The sequence below is a fragment of the Asticcacaulis sp. AC460 genome (assembly GCF_000495795.1).
Taxonomy (GTDB): Bacteria; Pseudomonadota; Alphaproteobacteria; order Caulobacterales; family Caulobacteraceae; genus Asticcacaulis.
Map to the genome: position 1 here is coordinate 91,461 of NZ_AWGD01000015.1, position 16,137 is coordinate 107,597.

At 61.8% G+C, this 16,137-nt stretch carries 18 protein-coding genes and 1 tRNA gene; 15 read left to right on the forward strand and 4 right to left on the reverse strand.

What is annotated here, in order from left to right; genetic code table 11:
• Positions 1–37 precede the first annotated feature (37 nt).
• On the reverse strand, positions 38–2,482 hold the full coding sequence (locus ABAC460_RS33175; protein ID WP_023452969.1) for a TonB-dependent receptor: 2,445 nt from the start codon (positions 2,480–2,482) through the stop codon (positions 38–40).
• Between the two features lie 147 nt (positions 2,483–2,629).
• Positions 2,630–4,246, reverse strand: coding sequence for a tetratricopeptide repeat-containing sulfotransferase family protein (locus ABAC460_RS33180; RefSeq protein WP_023452970.1), 1,617 nt, complete (start codon positions 4,244–4,246; stop codon positions 2,630–2,632).
• Positions 4,247–4,421: 175 nt separating this feature from the next.
• Here ABAC460_RS33180 and ABAC460_RS0124390 point away from each other — a divergent pair, with 175 nt between their 5' ends.
• The 3 genes from ABAC460_RS0124390 to ABAC460_RS33190 are packed head-to-tail and all read left to right on the forward strand — an operon-like array spanning position 4,422 to position 5,901.
• A complete protein-coding gene (locus ABAC460_RS0124390) occupies positions 4,422–4,814 on the forward strand; it encodes a hypothetical protein (protein ID WP_023452971.1) in 393 nt (130 codons plus the stop codon).
• Positions 4,811–5,023, forward strand: a complete 213-nt coding sequence (locus tag ABAC460_RS33185; RefSeq protein ID WP_023452972.1) for a helix-turn-helix transcriptional regulator — start codon at positions 4,811–4,813, stop codon at positions 5,021–5,023. Before ABAC460_RS0124390 ends, ABAC460_RS33185 begins: the two co-directional genes overlap by 4 nt.
• Positions 5,020–5,901 (forward strand): alpha/beta fold hydrolase, encoded by an 882-nt coding sequence (locus ABAC460_RS33190; protein WP_023452973.1) that lies wholly within the window; start codon positions 5,020–5,022, stop codon positions 5,899–5,901. Before ABAC460_RS33185 ends, ABAC460_RS33190 begins: the two co-directional genes overlap by 4 nt.
• Positions 5,902–5,954: 53 nt before the next feature.
• Here ABAC460_RS33190 and ABAC460_RS33195 read toward each other — a convergent pair.
• Positions 5,955–6,030: transfer RNA gene (locus ABAC460_RS33195), tRNA-Ala, on the reverse strand.
• Between the two features lie 156 nt (positions 6,031–6,186).
• Here ABAC460_RS33195 and ABAC460_RS33200 point away from each other — a divergent pair.
• Positions 6,187–6,954 (forward strand): arylamine N-acetyltransferase family protein, encoded by a 768-nt coding sequence (locus tag ABAC460_RS33200; protein WP_023452974.1) that lies wholly within the window; start codon positions 6,187–6,189, stop codon positions 6,952–6,954.
• Positions 6,955–6,989: 35 nt separating this feature from the next.
• On the opposite strand, the gene ABAC460_RS33205 is transcribed toward ABAC460_RS33200, so the two are convergent.
• A complete protein-coding gene (locus tag ABAC460_RS33205; protein WP_023452975.1) occupies positions 6,990–7,481 on the reverse strand; it encodes a TIGR02300 family protein in 492 nt (163 codons plus the stop codon).
• Between the two features lie 153 nt (positions 7,482–7,634).
• On the opposite strand from ABAC460_RS33205, the gene aroA reads away from it, so the two are divergent.
• The 11 genes from aroA to ABAC460_RS33260 all read left to right on the forward strand — a co-directional run bounded on the left by aroA (position 7,635) and on the right by ABAC460_RS33260 (position 16,126).
• A complete protein-coding gene (gene aroA / locus ABAC460_RS33210; protein ID WP_023452976.1) occupies positions 7,635–8,900 on the forward strand; it encodes a 3-phosphoshikimate 1-carboxyvinyltransferase in 1,266 nt (421 codons plus the stop codon).
• A 44-nt stretch (positions 8,901–8,944) separates the two neighbouring features.
• Positions 8,945–9,307: a VOC family protein gene (locus ABAC460_RS33215; RefSeq protein WP_023452977.1), complete on the forward strand. Its 363-nt coding sequence runs from the start codon at positions 8,945–8,947 to the stop codon at positions 9,305–9,307.
• Positions 9,308–9,362: 55 nt separating this feature from the next.
• Positions 9,363–9,602 (forward strand): type II toxin-antitoxin system Phd/YefM family antitoxin, encoded by a 240-nt coding sequence (locus ABAC460_RS33220; RefSeq protein ID WP_235075787.1) that lies wholly within the window; start codon positions 9,363–9,365, stop codon positions 9,600–9,602.
• Entirely contained in the window at positions 9,599–10,015 is a 417-nt protein-coding gene (locus tag ABAC460_RS33225; RefSeq protein WP_023452979.1) for a type II toxin-antitoxin system VapC family toxin, read from the forward strand. Before ABAC460_RS33220 ends, ABAC460_RS33225 begins: the two co-directional genes overlap by 4 nt.
• Positions 10,016–10,057: 42 nt before the next feature.
• Positions 10,058–10,681: a (d)CMP kinase gene (cmk, locus tag ABAC460_RS33230; protein WP_023452980.1), complete on the forward strand. Its 624-nt coding sequence runs from the start codon at positions 10,058–10,060 to the stop codon at positions 10,679–10,681.
• A 222-nt stretch (positions 10,682–10,903) separates the two neighbouring features.
• On the forward strand, positions 10,904–12,592 hold the full coding sequence (rpsA, locus tag ABAC460_RS33235) for a 30S ribosomal protein S1 (protein ID WP_023452981.1): 1,689 nt from the start codon (positions 10,904–10,906) through the stop codon (positions 12,590–12,592).
• A 166-nt stretch (positions 12,593–12,758) separates the two neighbouring features.
• Positions 12,759–13,130, forward strand: coding sequence for a YciI family protein (locus tag ABAC460_RS33240; protein WP_023452982.1), 372 nt, complete (start codon positions 12,759–12,761; stop codon positions 13,128–13,130).
• Positions 13,127–14,401, forward strand: a complete 1,275-nt coding sequence (locus ABAC460_RS33245) for an RNA polymerase sigma factor (RefSeq protein WP_023452983.1) — start codon at positions 13,127–13,129, stop codon at positions 14,399–14,401. The genes ABAC460_RS33240 and ABAC460_RS33245 overlap by 4 nt, the downstream gene beginning before the upstream one ends.
• Positions 14,402–14,458: 57 nt before the next feature.
• On the forward strand, positions 14,459–14,872 hold the full coding sequence (locus tag ABAC460_RS33250; RefSeq protein WP_023452984.1) for a VOC family protein: 414 nt from the start codon (positions 14,459–14,461) through the stop codon (positions 14,870–14,872).
• Positions 14,873–14,934: 62 nt separating this feature from the next.
• On the forward strand, positions 14,935–15,534 hold the full coding sequence (locus ABAC460_RS33255) for a hypothetical protein (RefSeq protein WP_023452985.1): 600 nt from the start codon (positions 14,935–14,937) through the stop codon (positions 15,532–15,534).
• A 292-nt stretch (positions 15,535–15,826) separates the two neighbouring features.
• Positions 15,827–16,126, forward strand: coding sequence for an integration host factor subunit beta (locus tag ABAC460_RS33260; RefSeq protein ID WP_006270967.1), 300 nt, complete (start codon positions 15,827–15,829; stop codon positions 16,124–16,126).
• Positions 16,127–16,137 lie beyond the last annotated feature (11 nt).

The window sequence follows — 16,137 nt, forward strand, 5'->3', positions numbered from 1 at the left end:
AAGACACGCGGCATTCTTTTGACCCTGACGGATCAGGTTAGAACTTCGATCCCACACGGATCCCGAAGGTCTGCGGCTGGATGACCACAGCATAGGGACGCGTACAGACCGAACAGGCGACGTAGCGCGATAACTGGCCGCGTTCATCAGTCAGGTTGCTGACATAGGCTTCCAGGGTCCAGGTCGACCACTCAAACCCGCCGGACAGGTTGATGGTGGTAAAGCTGGGCAGGTCCCCGACCAAAGCGGCATCATCAACCCGCAGGTCGGAGGTGGCGTCGCTCTGATAGGCGAAGACACCCTGAACATACGGACGATATTCGCTGGCCGTCCAGGTGTAGCGGGCGCTGCCGGCAACCTTGACCTTCGGCGTGATCGGCAGACGGGTGCCTTCCGGCGCTTCTTCGGAACCGGCGCAGGAATTGGTCGCCGTGGGGCACAGCGCCTCATCGGCCTTGGCGTCGGTATAGGCGCCGCTGGCCGTCAGGGTCAGCTGTGAGGTCGGTGACCAGGTCACATCGGTTTCGATACCGTTGATCGTGGCATCCGGCCCGTTGCGGATTTCCGTGAAGCTGTTCAGGCCCAGGAAGGAGAACTGGAAGTCTTCCCATTTCTGGTGATAGACCGCGCCGTTCCACCGCAGGGTGCCGTCCGCCAGGGTGACCTTCCAACCGGCTTCCATGTTCTGCAGATAGTCGGGCTGATAGGCGTAGTCGCCGCGGCGGTTGATGCCGCCCGGACGGAAGCCGGTCGACAAGGTCGCGTAATAGAGCCGGCCGGCCTTCGGCTTCCAGCTCAGGTTCAGCTTATAGGTCGAGCCGTCACCCTTGGCGACCTTGGGCACGACCGTATTGCCATCCAGAACGCCGAGGTTCGTACAGGGCGTACCCTCCACGACGCCGGGCAGCAAAGCCGCCGACGTGCCGTCGGTATAGTTTTCACGCACGGTCTTGCCGTTGGCGGTGAAACACCCGGCCACCCCGGTGCGCGACGAGCCGGCGCCATTCCACGGCGGACCGTTCGGATTGCGGCCAAAGCCGAAGAAGCCGACCAGCGAGTTTTCATACTCATAGAAGCGCATACCAGCCGTCAGGCTGAGGGTCGGCGTAAAATCATAGGTCGCCTCGCCAAAGATGGCCTTGTCGATGTCCTCGCGGTCCTGCAGGGTCAGCCACAGGGTTTCCGGCCAGCCATTGACCGACATTTCCGGCGCCAGGTTGGGAATGATGTAGTTCTGATAGATGTGGTTGGTCTGTTCCTGGTAGAAAAGACCACCGACCCAGCGGAACTTTCCGTCGGTCGGCGAGGCGATCCGCAGTTCATGGCTGGTCTTGCCGTAGTGGTAGGAGCCTTCGATGTACTGACGCGGATCGACGGTGTCGCCGTTGGAGTCGTAGAGATAGAAATAGCCGGCCAGACCGCCGTAATCGGCATACATGGCGTCATAGGCTTCGGCGTAGTCGGTATAGTCCGACGTGCCCGACGATTTACGGTCCATATGGGCCGTGGCGTAGGTCAGGTCGAAATTGCCGATCTTGCCTTCGACCGTCAACGCCGCCTGGACGAAGCGATCCTTGCCGTTATCGGGATAGAAGCGCTGGACCTCCAGGTCGCCGACGCTTGCGTCCATGCCGAACACGCCCGTCGTCTTCTGGGTCTGGCCCATCAGCGAGGCGGTGGCCGTCCAGTTTTCCGAGAAGTCGATCTTCAGCGCTGCGCGGGCGCCCGAAATGGCAATGTCGTTGAAGTCTTCTTCGACGAAGTCGTCATTGTCGACGACGATGCCCTCGACCTCTGGCAGGAAGGCGCGCGAGCCCGGAACGTTATCGATATAGCCGCCGACCTTTTCGGTCCAGCCGACGACACGCAGAGCGACGCCGGGGCTGAGCGGGATGTTCAGCATGCCTTCCAGCTTGCCGCCGGTCTCGCCACCGGTGATGGTGTTGGCTTCGGCATCAAAACGGCCATAGAAGCCCGACTGGTCCGGCTTGTTGGTGATGATGCGGATGGTGCCGGCCTGGGACGAAGCGCCGTACAGGGTGCCTTGCGGACCTGCCAGCGATTCGATCCGCGAGACGTCGTAGATGTGGACATCCAGAGCGCCGCCGATGGTGGTCACCGGCTGTTCGTCGAGATAGACGCCGACGCTGGGCAGGGAGCCCGAGTGGTTGCCGTCGCCGCCAGAAGCGACGCCGCGCATATAGACATTGGTCGAACCCGGCGTCGAGGTCTGGAACGACACGCTGGGCAGTTGCAGGGCGTAGTCGTTGAAGTTGCCGATGTTCAGTTGGTCCAGCTTCTTCGTGGTCAGCGCCGTGATGGCGATGGGCACGTTGGACAGGCGCTCGCTACGCTTTTGCGCCGTAACGATAACTTCGCCTGATTCAGTGACAGGCGCCGAATCCTGGGCCTGGGCGAGGACGGGCAGTGCCGTCAACATGGTCGTGGTCAGCAGGGTTGCCGACAGTATCCGCTTGTTCATATCCGTCTCCCGGTAAGATGGAATGTGACATGATTGTGACTGATGTGATCACACGTCAATCGCCATATGTGCAGTGCGGAAAAAGGCCATGCCAGCGTGACGGATTTGTCACGAATTTGATTACAGAACCGTAAGGTTTCCCTTACGTTACATGGTTTCCGGCGCGGTATCCGGGTAATGGTGCAGTACGGGACCGAGCGCGGCTTTCAACGGCTCCAGCCACGGCTCGAAGGCCCGCCAGGCCTCAGTACCCTCCTTGAAAATCGGCTGGCGCACCTGTTCCGACGAAGGGGTGCGGACGGCGCGGTCGTTTTCGTGGAAGCGCAGGCAGGCGTCCTCGAAGTCCAGCCCGCAGGCGGCCAGCAGGGCGCGCACCTCGGTTTCGGTATCCTCGACCATGCGTTCGTAGATGACGCGGTGGACCCGGCCCGGCAGGGCGGCGTCGACATGGGTCATGTGGCGGACATAGTCGGCATAGTAGCGGCCGAGATCCGTCAGGTCGTAGGTAAAGGACTGGCCGCGGGCGAAGTGCTGCTTGAAGTTGGAGAAGCAGCACGACAGCGGGTGACGGCGGGCGTCGATGATCTTCGCATTGGGCAGGATCAGGTGGATGAAGGGCGCGTGCAGCCAGTTGTTGGGTAGCTTGTCGATAAAGAACGGCCGGTCAGTCTTGCGTTGGATACGGGTGCGTTCGAGATAATCCTCGCCCAGTTCGCGCAACTCATCGGGTGTGAGCGAGGCCAGGCGGCGGGGATAGTCGCTCCAGCGCTTGGCCAGGTTGGGAATGTCGGCCAGTTCCGAGGTGCCTTCGACCAGGCTGTGGCTGGACAGGATCTGTTCGACCAGGGTCGAGCCGGCGCGCGGCATGCCGACCACGAAGATGACGTCCGGCGCCGCGCAGCCCTGCCCCGCCCGGTCAGCAAAAAACGGCTGCGTGAACAGGGTGCGGCCCGCCGTGACCAGGCGCTCCATGTCGCCGGCGTCGTAGTCCAGGCCCTTCTTGCGCAGGGCATTGCCCGCAGCATAGTGGGTAAAGGCCTCCTGAGGTTGTTTGGCGTCCTCGAACGCCTTGCCCAGGGCAAAGTCGAGATGGAAACGGTCTTCGTCGCTGAGGCCGGGTGTTTCCAGGGCCGCCTGCATGGCGGCGACATCATCGGGAGTGAATTTCACCGTCTTCAGATTGGCCAGGCTCCACCAGACCTCGCCCAGGTGTTGCGACAGCTCCAGCGCCCGGCGGTAGGCGGTGACGCCGTCAGCGGTGCGGCCGACGGTCTTCAGCATATGGCCGTAGCTCATCCACACCTTGGGCTGTTTCGGCCAGCCCTTGAGCACCGCTTCGTACAGGATGAGGGCCTCATCAAACTCGCCGATACGGCCGAGTGCTGCGGCCTTGAGGTTGCTGTAGCCGACGTGGTCAGGATCATCGACGATCAGATGGTTCAGCTCAGCGATGGCCTCACCCGGCCGGTTCTGGCGATACAGGACCGTGGCCAGGTTGGCGCGGGCGGCGCCGAATTCCGGCGCGATCTCCAGTGCCCGGCGCAGCAGACCTTCGGAATCCTTCATCCGGCCGATGCGCGCCGCCAGCTCAGCCAGCATACGGATCGCCGCCACATCCAGCGGATAGTCGTGCAGGTGGCGTTTCAGGATGGGCTCGGCCTCGGCCAGGCGGTTGTCGTGCAGGGCCAGGGCCGCCTGCATAAGCTGCGGATTGCGCAGCCCCGAGGCGATGGCTTGGTGTGAGATGGGTTTCGAAACCGGCATGGGAATGATCTAAACTTTTTTTCGCCGCCGTGCCTAGGGGCTCATGCGCCGGCGGCAAAAATCGCAGCGATTCCAACATTTTGTGCGCATCGCCAACATAATGTTGTGTCTACTTGACATTTTAAGGCGCGAGATGTTAGGTTCGCACAACATATTGAGAGGAGACCACAACAAAATGTTTTCATGGCCCAACACGCCCGCCTACACCCTGACCTCGATCTTTCTGTGGGTCGTCTTCCTGGCCGCCGTTTTCGGCCTGCATTATGGCCGGGCCGCCGGCTGGCCCGAGCCCGCCCTATGGCTGTTGGCGCTGACGCCCGCGGCGACGGTTCTGATCCAGACGCTCTACGCCTACAACCACATCGCCCGGCAGGACGAGTTTATCCGCGCGATCACCGCCAAGCGCATCATCGTCGCCACCGGCCTGACCATCATGGCCGTCGTCGCCTGGAGCTGCGTCGGCATCTTCGCCCCGCTGCCCGACGTGCCGATGTGGCTGGTCTATCCGCTGTTCTGGGCCGTCTTCGGCATGGTTACGCCGCTGGTCAAGGGAGGTGCCGTCTCGTGAAAAGCCGTCTGAAAGTCCTGCGCGCCGAACGCGATATGACGCAGGAACAATTGTCGGCCGTCGTCGGCGTCTCCCGCTACGCCATCAATGCGTTGGAGACCGAACGGCACGACCCCTCGCTCGACCTCGCCTACCGCATCGCCGCCGCCTTCGGCGCCCGCGTCGAGGACGTCTTCCCCAATCCGTACCTGAAAGATCCGCAAACATGAACCTGTTGAAATCCGCCCTGGCCCTCGCTGTGCCGCTGTTGGTCGCCGCAACGACCGCCTTCGCCGCCCCCGCTTGGCAATCGGAGCGCATCTCGGTCACCGTCGAAGGCGAAGGCCGCGACGTCGTTCTGATCCCCGGCCTCAGTTCGTCGGCGCAGGTCTGGGACACCACTGTCGCCGCCTTGCCGGGCTATCGCTACCACCGCATCCAGGTCGGCGGGTTCGCCGGCGCCCCGTCCGGCGCCAATGCCGAGGGCCCGGTCGTGGCCCCGGTAGCCGAGGACATCGCCCGCTATATCCGCGAAGCCGGCCTGAAGGACACCGCTCTGGTCGGGCATTCGCTGGGCGGAACCCTGGCCATGATGGTCGCCGCCCGTCATCCGGAGAATGTGTCGGATGTAATGGTGATCGACATGCTGCCCTTCATGGGCGCCATGTTCGGCGCGCCGGGCGCCACGCCGGCTTCAGTCGAGCCCATCGCCGCCCAGATCCGCGACGGCATCGCCAACAGCCCGGCCGACCAGCGCCTGAGCATGACCCAGGGCACGATCGCCGGCATGATCAAGACGGAGTCGTTTCGCGCGCCGGTCATCAAGCACGCCATGGACAGCGATTCAAAGGTGTCGGGCCAGGCCATGTATGACCTGATCACCACCGACCTGATGCCGGAGCTGGCGAATATCAAGGTGCCGATGCGGGTGCTGTGGGTGCTGCCGCCGAACGCGCCGGTGACCGCGGAGCAGATGGCGGGCTTCTACCAGATGTCTTTCGCCAAGGCGCCGAACGTGTCGCTCCGCCAGGTGACGGACAGCTACCACTTCATCATGTACGACCAGCCGGCGGTGTTCGCGGAGGAACTAAGGATTTTGCTGAAGTAATCCGGCGAAGCCTGCAAACTAAAAAGCCCACCGTTACCGGCGGGCTTTTTTAATGGTGGAGCTAAGCGGAGTCGAACCGCTGACCTCTTGAATGCCATTCAAGCGCTCTACCAACTGAGCTATAGCCCCATCTTAAGGATGGTCTCTCCGGGGTCGCCCCCGTTGAGGCGGCGACTTCTATGTCATGGTTCGGCGCCATGCAAGCCCCTTTTTCAAACAATTTTCGATTTTTTGTTGAAGCCTGCATCCCCGCCGGTTAGCACCCGCTCAACCCCGGAGACCGTCATGCACCCCGCCCGTTTTTCGCTGCCCGCCTACCTGGAACGCATCGGCTTTGAGGGTAGGCCCGCGCCTGACCTGGCCACCTTACGGCAAATGATGCAGCGCCAGGTTCGCGCCGTGCCGTTCGAAAATCTCGACGTCCAGGCGGGCCGGCGCATCTCGATCGAGCCCGATGACGTCGCCGCCAAGATTCTCGGGACGGAGCGCGGTGGCTATTGTTATGAGGTCAACAGCCTGTTCGCCATGGCCTGTATCGCCATCGGCATTCCACACCGTATCCTGGGCGCCCGGCCGATCGTCGGCGACACCCGCCGGCCGCGCAGCCATATGATCGTCCTGGCCTTTGTTGAAGGCGGCGAGTGGATCTGCGACACCGGATATGGCCGCTTCGGCCTGCGGCAACCCTTCAATCTGGCCGGTGGGCCTCAAGTCCAGGACTTCGACACCTACCGCGTCGTCAGCGCGAACGACGAATACCGCATCGAATGCCGGCTGGGCGGTGACGAGTCCGATGAGTGGAACGGTCTCTACACCTTCAACCTAAGCCCGTTCGAGACGGCTGACTTCATCCCAGCCAACTATTACAACTCGACGAACCCGGAGGCGATCTTCATCAAGAGCCTGTTCTTATGCCGCCACACGCAAACCGGGCGGCATGTCCTGTTCGGCGACAACCTGAAGACCTACGACAACGGCCGACTGACCCAACGCACCTTGGCGCCTCAGGACATACCCCGCACGGTTCGCGACCTGTTTGGCCTCAGCATGTAAAAAGGCCGCCGGATGATCCGGCGGCCTTTTCAGTCTTATCGGTCTTCGTCGTCTGCGCCCGGCAGGCCGTCGATTTCCTCGTCGAAGTCGGCGTCATCGTCGTCTTCCAGGAACGGTACGTCGTCATCATCGCCGTCATCAGCGAGGTCGGCGTCTTCGATATCCATGTCGACGGCATCAGCACCGGCGCCGACACGGGCCGGATCGGCCGGGTCGAGGTCTTCGTCTTCATCGACCAGCAGGGTATCGTCGGCCACCACTTGGTCGATTTCCGGCGTGATGACTTCGGGCTCTTCGTCTTCGTCTTCGTTCGGGGTCTTGGCCTTCACCTGATCTTCGGCTTCCTCGTCCGTATCTTCATAGTCAGGTGCAGTCGTGCGGACGCGCGAACGGCGCGTGCGGATGGCTTCTTCCGGATCGAACTCGAACGCGCAGCGCGGGCAATGCGCCGGGCGTTTGCCAAGGTCGTAGAACTTGGCGGTACAATTGGGGCAAAGCTGTTTGGTGCCTAAGGCGGGGTCAGCCACGGGTCGTCCTTATCAGTCAGGATAGAAAAAAGCGTTTGCGATTGGCCCCCTTGCCACTAGATAGCCCTCCTGTCAAAAGGATAAATCCCAGCCGGCTTCAATTTTTCTTGGCTGGTTTTTTTGCGGTCCTTAAGCCGACCAAGCCAGAGTTCCATGATACCCGATAAAGCCACCGCCGTCCGACTTGTTCCCGTTCGTCAAAAGCTCAGCGGACGGATCGCCCTACCGGGCTCCAAATCGATCACCAACCGGGCGTTGCTGATCGCCGCCCTGGCCCAGGGGACGAGCCGTATCACCGGCGCGTTGAAAAGCGATGACACACAATATATGGCATGTGCCCTGGAACAACTGGGCGTCGCGGTCAGCGATACCGGCGAGACCGAATTTCGGGTCGACAGCACCGGCACGCTGACGCCGTCGCAAGCGCCGCTGTTTCTGGGCAATGCCGGTACCGCCGTGCGCTTTCTCACCGCGGCGGCCGCCAATGTCGCCGGCACCACCGTCCTGACCGGCGACGCCCATATGCAGAAGCGCCCGATCGCTCCCTTGGTCGAAGCCTTGAACGCGGCCGGTGTCGTGGCCACCGCTCCGACGGGATGCCCGCCGGTTACGGTCGAAGGCAAGGGCGGCTTCGGGACCCGCGCCATCGAGGTCGACGCCAGCCTGTCCAGTCAGTATGTCTCGGCCCTGATGATGGCCGGCACCGCCGGCGACGCCCCCTTCAGCTTGAAGGTCAAGGACGGCGATATCGGCGCGCGCGGCTATATCGACATTACGCTGACCTGCATGCGCGACTTCGGCGCGGAGATCACCCAGACCGGCCCCTTAAGCTGGGACATCGCCAACCAGCCGTACCAGGCGCGCGACTACTGGGTCGAACCGGACGCCAGCGCGGCCACCTATGTCTGGGGCATCAACGCCCTGACCGGCTCCGACCTCGATATCGGCATCGCGCCGGAAGCCATGATGCAGCCGGACGCCAAGGCCTATGATTTTATCAGCCAGTTTCCGGACCTGCCGCCGGTGATCGACGGCAGCCAGATGCAGGACGCCATCCCGACCATCGCCGTGCTGGCCGCCTTCAACAATCATCCGGTTCGCTTCGTCGGCATCGCCAATCTGCGCGTCAAGGAATGCGACCGCATCAATGCCGTCGCCACCGAGTTGAACCGCATCCAGCCAGGCCTGGCTGAGGAAATCGGCGACGACCTGTTGATCACGCCGGACCGCAGCCTGATCGGCCGAACGGTGCAAGCCGATATCGAAACCTACCACGATCACCGCATCGCGATGGCCTTCGCCCAGGCCGCGCTGGTGATCGATGGCCTGCGCATCCTCGATCCCGGCTGCACGGCCAAGACCTATCCCGGCTACTGGCGCGACCTGCACAGCGTCGGCGTAGAAATGGCCTTCGACTGAACTGCCCGACTCTGGTAGGATTCGCTTATTAGCTGGAGGCGAACATGGCAGTGACGGGTATCGGTGGGTTTTTCTTTCGGGCCAAGGACACGAAGGCCCTCAGCGATTGGTACGCCAAGCATCTCGGCGTCGGCGCCGGTGAATATGGCGTCTGGCAGACCCAGGCGGGACCCAGTGTGTTCGCACCGTTCAAGGCCGACACGGATTATTTCGCCGCCGACCACCAGTGGATGCTGAACCTGCGCGTCGACGATCTGGATGCTCTGTTGGCGAGCCTGCGCGAGGCCGGCATCGAGGTGATCACCAAACCCGAATGGGATATGCCGGGCGTCGGCCGGTTTGCGCGCATTCATGATCCGGAAAATAACCCGATCGAACTGTGGGAACCCGACCCGGCCGCGGCTTAGGGCTATTTTTTTAAAGGCCAATATGCTATTATGACCATAGTAAGTGACTATGGACATGAAAATGGACGACTTAACTTCGATCGGCGCCGGGGATTTTAAGGCCAAGTGCCTGAAGCTACTGGATCAGGTCGCCGAAACGCGTCAGCCGCTTACGATTACCAAACACGGCAAGCCGGTTGCACGTCTGGTTCCTATCGAGCCGAAGCGCTCATTGTTCGGTGCGTTAAAAGGTAGCGTCTACTACGAGGGTGACATTATTTCGCCTATCGACGTTGAATGGGATGCAGCGAAGTGAGCTTTGTGCTGCTGGACACCCAAGTTCTGGTCTGGCTGATGCAAGGGGTTGATCGCCTTTCCCCTGCGAAACGCGAACGCATTCAACAGGCCGCAAATCGCAACGAACTTGGCATTGCGGCCATAACGCCGTGGGAGATTGCCATGCTGACGGCCAAAGGCCGCCTGGCCCTGCCGATGGATGTTGGTGAGTGGATCGACGCGGCCGTGCATGGCTTTGGCATTGTAGTCGTGCCACTGTCACCTGAAATTTCGGTCGCCAGTAACCGTTTGCCTGGCGATTTCCACGCCGATCCTGCTGACCGCATGATCGTTGCCTCCGCCCGCCATCTGAACGCTCTTCTGGTGACCGAAGACACCGCCATTCTCGCCTATGCCGATGCAGGACATGTCCAGGCCGTGTCTGCCAGCTAAGGCGCTCTTGCAGCCCCGCCGCCGCCGCGCTACAGCCGCGCCATGACCCAACCGCTTATCATCGCCTTCGACGGCCCGGCCGCTTCGGGCAAGGGCACCCTGGCCTCGGTGATCGCCGCCGACTACGGCCTGCCCTTCCTGGATACCGGCCTGCTGTATCGCGCCGCCGGCCATCTGGCGCATGTCCTCAATATCGATCCCGCGCAGGCAGCCACCCGCATCACGCCCGAACGGCTCAATGACGAAGCCTTGCGCGGCCGTGAAGCCGGCGAGCGCGCCAGCCAGGTCGCCGCCATTCCGGCCGTGCGCGCCGCGTTGAAGCAGTTCCAGATCGACTTCGCTCATCAACCCGCCGGTGCGGTACTGGATGGCCGCGATATCGGCACGGTCATCGCCCCCGACGCCACGGTCAAGCTCTTCGTCACCGCCACCCCGGAAATCCGCGCCGGGCGCCGCTGGAAGCAACTGGTCAAGCTCAATCCGGCCCTGACCTTCGACGAGGTGCTGAACGATATCCGCATCCGGGACGCCCGCGACTCCGGCCGCGCCGACGCACCCCTTGAAAAAGCGGAAGATGCCCTCTTGCTGGATACCTCCGACTTGGGTATAGAAGCCGCCATCGCGGCTGCGCGATCCCTTGTGAAAGACCGGTGTGGCGACATCTGACGCCAAATTCCAACGCCGGTTGCTTGAGGCATCCACACAGGGACGTCATCGGGGCTTTTTAGGCCCGCAGTCAACCCCTTGGGGCCCGGCACGAGCCTGCCTCCCAAACAGCTTTTAAACAATCCAAAGCCGCACCCCGTGCGAACGCTCTCCTGGCCTTGCCTCATAAGGACCGGAGGGACTCCCGTTTGCCGGACACGCGCCCACACACCAAGAGTTTACATGAGCGAATACAACCCCTCGCGTGAAGATTTTGCCGCCCTGCTCGACGAATCGATGCACGGCCGCGACATGCTCGAAGGCCAGGTCATTCACGGCCTTATCGTCGCTGTCGACAAGGATTTTGTCACGGTCGACGTCGGTCTGAAGACCGAAGGCCGCGTCTCGCTGAAGGAATTCGGCACCGATGCTGCCGGCCTGAAGGTCGGTAACACTGTCGAAGTCTATCTCGAGCGCGTCGAAAACGCCATGGGCGAAGCCGTCATCTCGCGCGAGAAGGCCCGCCGTGAAGAAGCCTGGACCCGTCTGGAAGCCATCTTCAACCGTGGCGAGCCGGTCCTGGGTACCATCGTCGGCCGCGTCAAGGGCGGCTTCACCGTCGATATGGACGGCGCTTCGGGCTTCCTGCCCGGTTCGCAGGTCGATATCCGTCCGGTGCGCGACGTCGCCCCGCTGATGGGCAAGGAACAACCCTTCGCCATCCTGAAGATGGACCGTCCGCGCGGCAATATCGTCGTGTCGCGTCGCGCCATCCTGGAAGAAGCCCGCGCCGAACAGCGCACCGAACTGGTCGGCCAGCTGGCCGAGGGCGAGATCCGCGACGGCGTCGTCAAGAACATCACCGACTACGGTGCGTTCGTCGACCTGGGCGGCATCGATGGCCTGCTGCACGTCACCGACATGTCGTGGAAGCGCGTTTCGCACCCGTCGCAAGTCCTCAACGTCGGCGACGCGGTCCGCGTCCAGATCATCAAGATCAATCCGGACACGCAACGTATCTCGCTGGGCATGAAGCAACTGCAGAACGACCCGTGGGAAAACGTCGACACCAAGTATCCGGTCGGCGGCAAGTTCTCGGGCCGTATCACCAACATCACCGACTACGGCGCCTTCGTGGAGCTGGAATCGGGCGTCGAAGGCCTGGTCCACGTGTCGGAAATGTCCTGGACCAAGAAGAACGTCCATCCGGGCAAGATCGTCTCCACCTCTCAAGAGGTTGAGGTTGTCGTCCTGGAAGTCGACGCTTCGAAGCGCCGCGTTTCGCTGGGCCTGAAGCAGGCTCAGGAAAATCCGTGGGATCAGTTCCTGCGTCAGCACCCGATCGGTTCGACCATCGAAGGCGAAGTCAAGAACGCCACCGAGTTCGGCCTGTTCATCGGCTTCGAAAACGACATCGACGGCATGGTTCACCTCTCCGACCTGGACTGGAACGTCCCGGGCGAAGAAGCCATCGGCAAGTACAAGAAGGGCGACAGCGTCAAGTCGAAGGTCCTGGACGTCGACGTCGACAAGGAACGCATCTCGCTGGGCATCAAGCAGCTCGGCAACGATCCGATGACCGGCGACACCTTCAAGAAGGGCCAGACCGTCACCGTGACCGTCACCGAAGTCACGTCGGGCGGGATCGAAGTCCGCTTCGGCGAAGACGACGCGCCGATGTCGGCCTTCGTCCGCAAGTCGGACCTGTCGCGCGACCGCAACGAACAGCGCGTTGAACGCTTCGCCGTCGGCGACCGCATCGACGCCCAGGTCACCAACGTCGACAAGGCGGCCCGCAAGGTCTCCGTCTCGATCAAGGCCCTGGAAATGGCGGCCGAAAAGGAAGCCATCGAACAGTACGGCTCGCAGGACTCCGGCGCTTCGCTGGGCGACATCCTGGGCGCCGCCCTGCGTGATAAGGCAGGGTCGTAAGCAGGGGCTCAGCCCCTGCACCCGGAATCGCGACGGTGTGAACGCACCCTAACGATGACGGTCACCAGATAAGAAGCCGGAGCCGCAAGGTTCCGGCTTTTTTATTGCGTCAATGTAGGGAACAGGCAAAGTCACCCGTCTTTTAACCAAGCACCGGGACGCCACCATGCATTACGCCATTCTCTGCTACGATTCCGAAGAGGTCATCTCCGCCTGGTCGAAGGACAAGGACGCCCAGGTCATGCACGATCTCGGCGCCGTTCAGGAACGTCTCGTAGCCGAGAAGAAGATGGGTCCCGTCGCCCGGCTGATGCCGACCACCGCCGCGGTGTCTTTACGCAAAGGCCGCGACACCCTGGTCCTTGACGGCCCCTTCGCCGAAACCAAGGAACAGCTCCTGGGCTTCTACACCGTCGAATGCGACACGCTGGACGAGGCCATCGAAGCCGCCAAGGACCTGGCCGCCGCTTCCGGCTCGGCTGGCTGTTTCGAAATCCGGCCCATGATGATCTTTATTCCCGACAGACGCACACCATGATCGATCCCGACTGGACAGGCACCGCCATTGCCGCCGCCCGGCCCCAAGCCGTCGCTGCCCTGCTGCGCTATTTTCGCAGCCTCGACCTGGCGGAAGACGCCTTCCAGGACGCGGCCCTGCGCGCGCTGAAAACCTGGCCGGTCAAGGGTCCGCCGCGCGATCCGACCGCCTGGCTGATCATGGTCGGCCGCAACGCCGCCCTGGACCATGTCCGCCGCCGGTCGAAACAGACCGAACTTCCGCCCGAAGAGACCCTGTCCGACCTGGGCGACGCCGAAGCCGACATCGCCGAACGGCTGGACGACAGCGACTATCGCGACGATGTCCTGCGTCTTCTGTTCATCTGCTCGCACCCCGACCTGCCGCCGGTGCACCAGGTGACCCTGGCCCTGCGCATCGTCTGCGGCCTGACCGTGCCCCAGATCGCCCGCGCCTTCTTTACCGGCGAAAAGGCCATGGAACAGCGGATCACGCGTGCCAAGGCCCGCGTCGCCGAAAGCGACGTCCCCTATGGCGTGCCCAGCCCAGCCGAACGCGCCGATCGCGTCTATGCCGTCGCGACCATGATCTATCTGGTGTTCAACGAAGGCTATACCGGCAACGCCAAAGAAACCGAAGCCCGGGCCCCGCTATGCGATGAAGCCATCCGCCTGGCGCGGCTGCTGATGCGGCTGTTCCCGGCTGAGCCCGAACTGATGGGGTTGACTGCCTTGCTGCTGATCCAGCATTCGCGCGCCGCCGCCCGGTTTGACGATAACGGCGAGGCCATCCTGATGGAACAACAGAATCGCCGCCTTTGGGATCACCGCGCCATCGCCGAAGGCATTGCCCTGATCGACAAGGCGCTGCGCCACCGCCAACCCGGCCCTTTCCAGGTCCAGGCCGCTATCTCCGCCTTGCATGCCCGCGCCTCCGGCGTCGAGGAAACCGACTGGGTCCAGATCGAACGCCTGTACCGTACCCTGGAGCAGATGCAGCCGTCGCCGGTGATTACGCTCAACCGCGCCGTCGCCGTGGCCAGGATCGACGGGCCGCAAGCCGCGCTGGACCTGATCGCACCCCTGGCCGAGGCCTTGGACGGCTACTACTATTATCATGGCGCCGTGGGCGTGTTCTCGCGCCAGAAGGGCGATGCCGTCGCCGCACGCGAGGCGTTTACCCGCGCCATCGCCTGCAGTAAAACCCTGTCCGAAGCCACCCATATCCGCCGTCAGCTCGACCAGTTGGAGGCCGAATTTCCTGCTGACAAAAAAATTGCGCGGGATGTGTAGGGTCGCCCCCGTCGCGTTCGTCATTAATGCGTACCACCCAACCCAGAGGAGCTTCCCATGACCGACACCCCCGTTATCGATCCCGCCCTGTACAACGGCGTCATCCCCTATCTTAATGTCGTCGGCGCCGCCGACGCCGCCGAATTCTACAAGAAGGCCTTCGGTGCCGAGGAAATCGCGCGCATGCCGGGTGGGGATGGCCGCCTGATGCACTGCCACCTCAAAATCCATGGCGGCTCGCTGATGCTGGCCGACGCCTTCCCGGAATTCGGCTATCCGCACCAGCCGTCGCACAGCTTCACCATGATGATTGTCGACGACGCGATCGATCCGTGGTGGAACCGCGCCGTCGAAGCCGGTTGCAACGTGGTCTCCGAGCTGAAAGTTGAATTCTGGGGCGACCGCTTCGGCAGCATGAAGGACCCCTACGGCGTCCACTGGGCGTTCAATGAGCCTCAAAAGAAGGCATAGGGCCTCAGTATTGCCGATCATGCCTCCCCGTGACATAGACAGGGTCGCGGGGAGGATCAGACATGCATGCTATACAATCTCTCGATCAGTTACCGTCTATCGAGCAGGTGAGGACCATTCTGAAGGGACTGGCATTGCTCGACGCCGTGCTCTCGCCCGAATGGGATTACCGTTACTTTTCCTACAATGCCCGTTGGGTCCAAGACGGCTCAGAGGCCATGGCCTCGATGCGAGATGGCTGTGGCAGCGAGTATTTTGTTCTCTTCGATGAAGTTGGAGTCGCGGGTAAGGTCTATTCCACTGATGCGGCGGATGAAACGGATAACCCAGACCTTATTCCGGAGATATTTTCAGGATTCCGCAATGAGCCGGCCTTCTCTGTTCAATTTGCCACCTTCTATTTTTGGCGGGGTAAGAACGATGCGTCATGGGCGGGCCAGCCCACCGCCGCAAATGACTACCACCTTCTTCGCTTTATCGTGGACGGCCCGGACTATTACCACGCATGGGCGGAGGCCTATTACGAACGCAGCATCGATCTGGACACAGTCCTTGAGGTCTACCACTCAGGAACCCTTACCCGCGATCAGGCCTTCCAGCTTGCCCCGGACCTCGTCTATGCGGATCTGACTGAGGACATCGCCGAGATTACAGGCGTCTGATGGCATCTTGCTGCCTTGTCCATTTTTCGCAGCCGGTTCCCCTGTGGGGTTCCGGCTGTTTCGTTTAAGTCGCACAATCAAAAGGTTTTTTCGAAATGTTTGCAGATGCGAAAGTTAGATGATATGCGTCATGGTTTGTCGGGGGGCAAATCGCGGTAAAACCTCCCAAAAGTTGAAAAAAACTTCAGTTTGTTACCGGTATCAAGGCGTTAATTTTGCGACAACCCCTTGAACATGCTTTCATTTTCGATCATGCTCGAATTTCCAGGTTCACTTATTGGGGGAGAGACCAATGCTGAAGTCGGAATTGATTGAACGCTTGGCTTCCGAATACCCGCATCTGACGCAAAAAGACGTCGAGCGGGCGGTCAATCTCATCCTCGAATCGATGATTTCCACCCTCGAAAAAGGTGGCCGCGTTGAATTGCGCGGTTTCGGCGCCCTGTCGGTCCGTTCACGCCCCGCCCGCGCCGGCCGCAATCCGCGCACCGGCGAGGCCGTCAATGTCCCGGCCAAGCATGTGCCGTTCTTCAAGAGCGGCAAGGAGCTGCGCGAACGCCTCAACCTCGGCGGCGACGATAACGAGGACTAATCTTTAGAAAG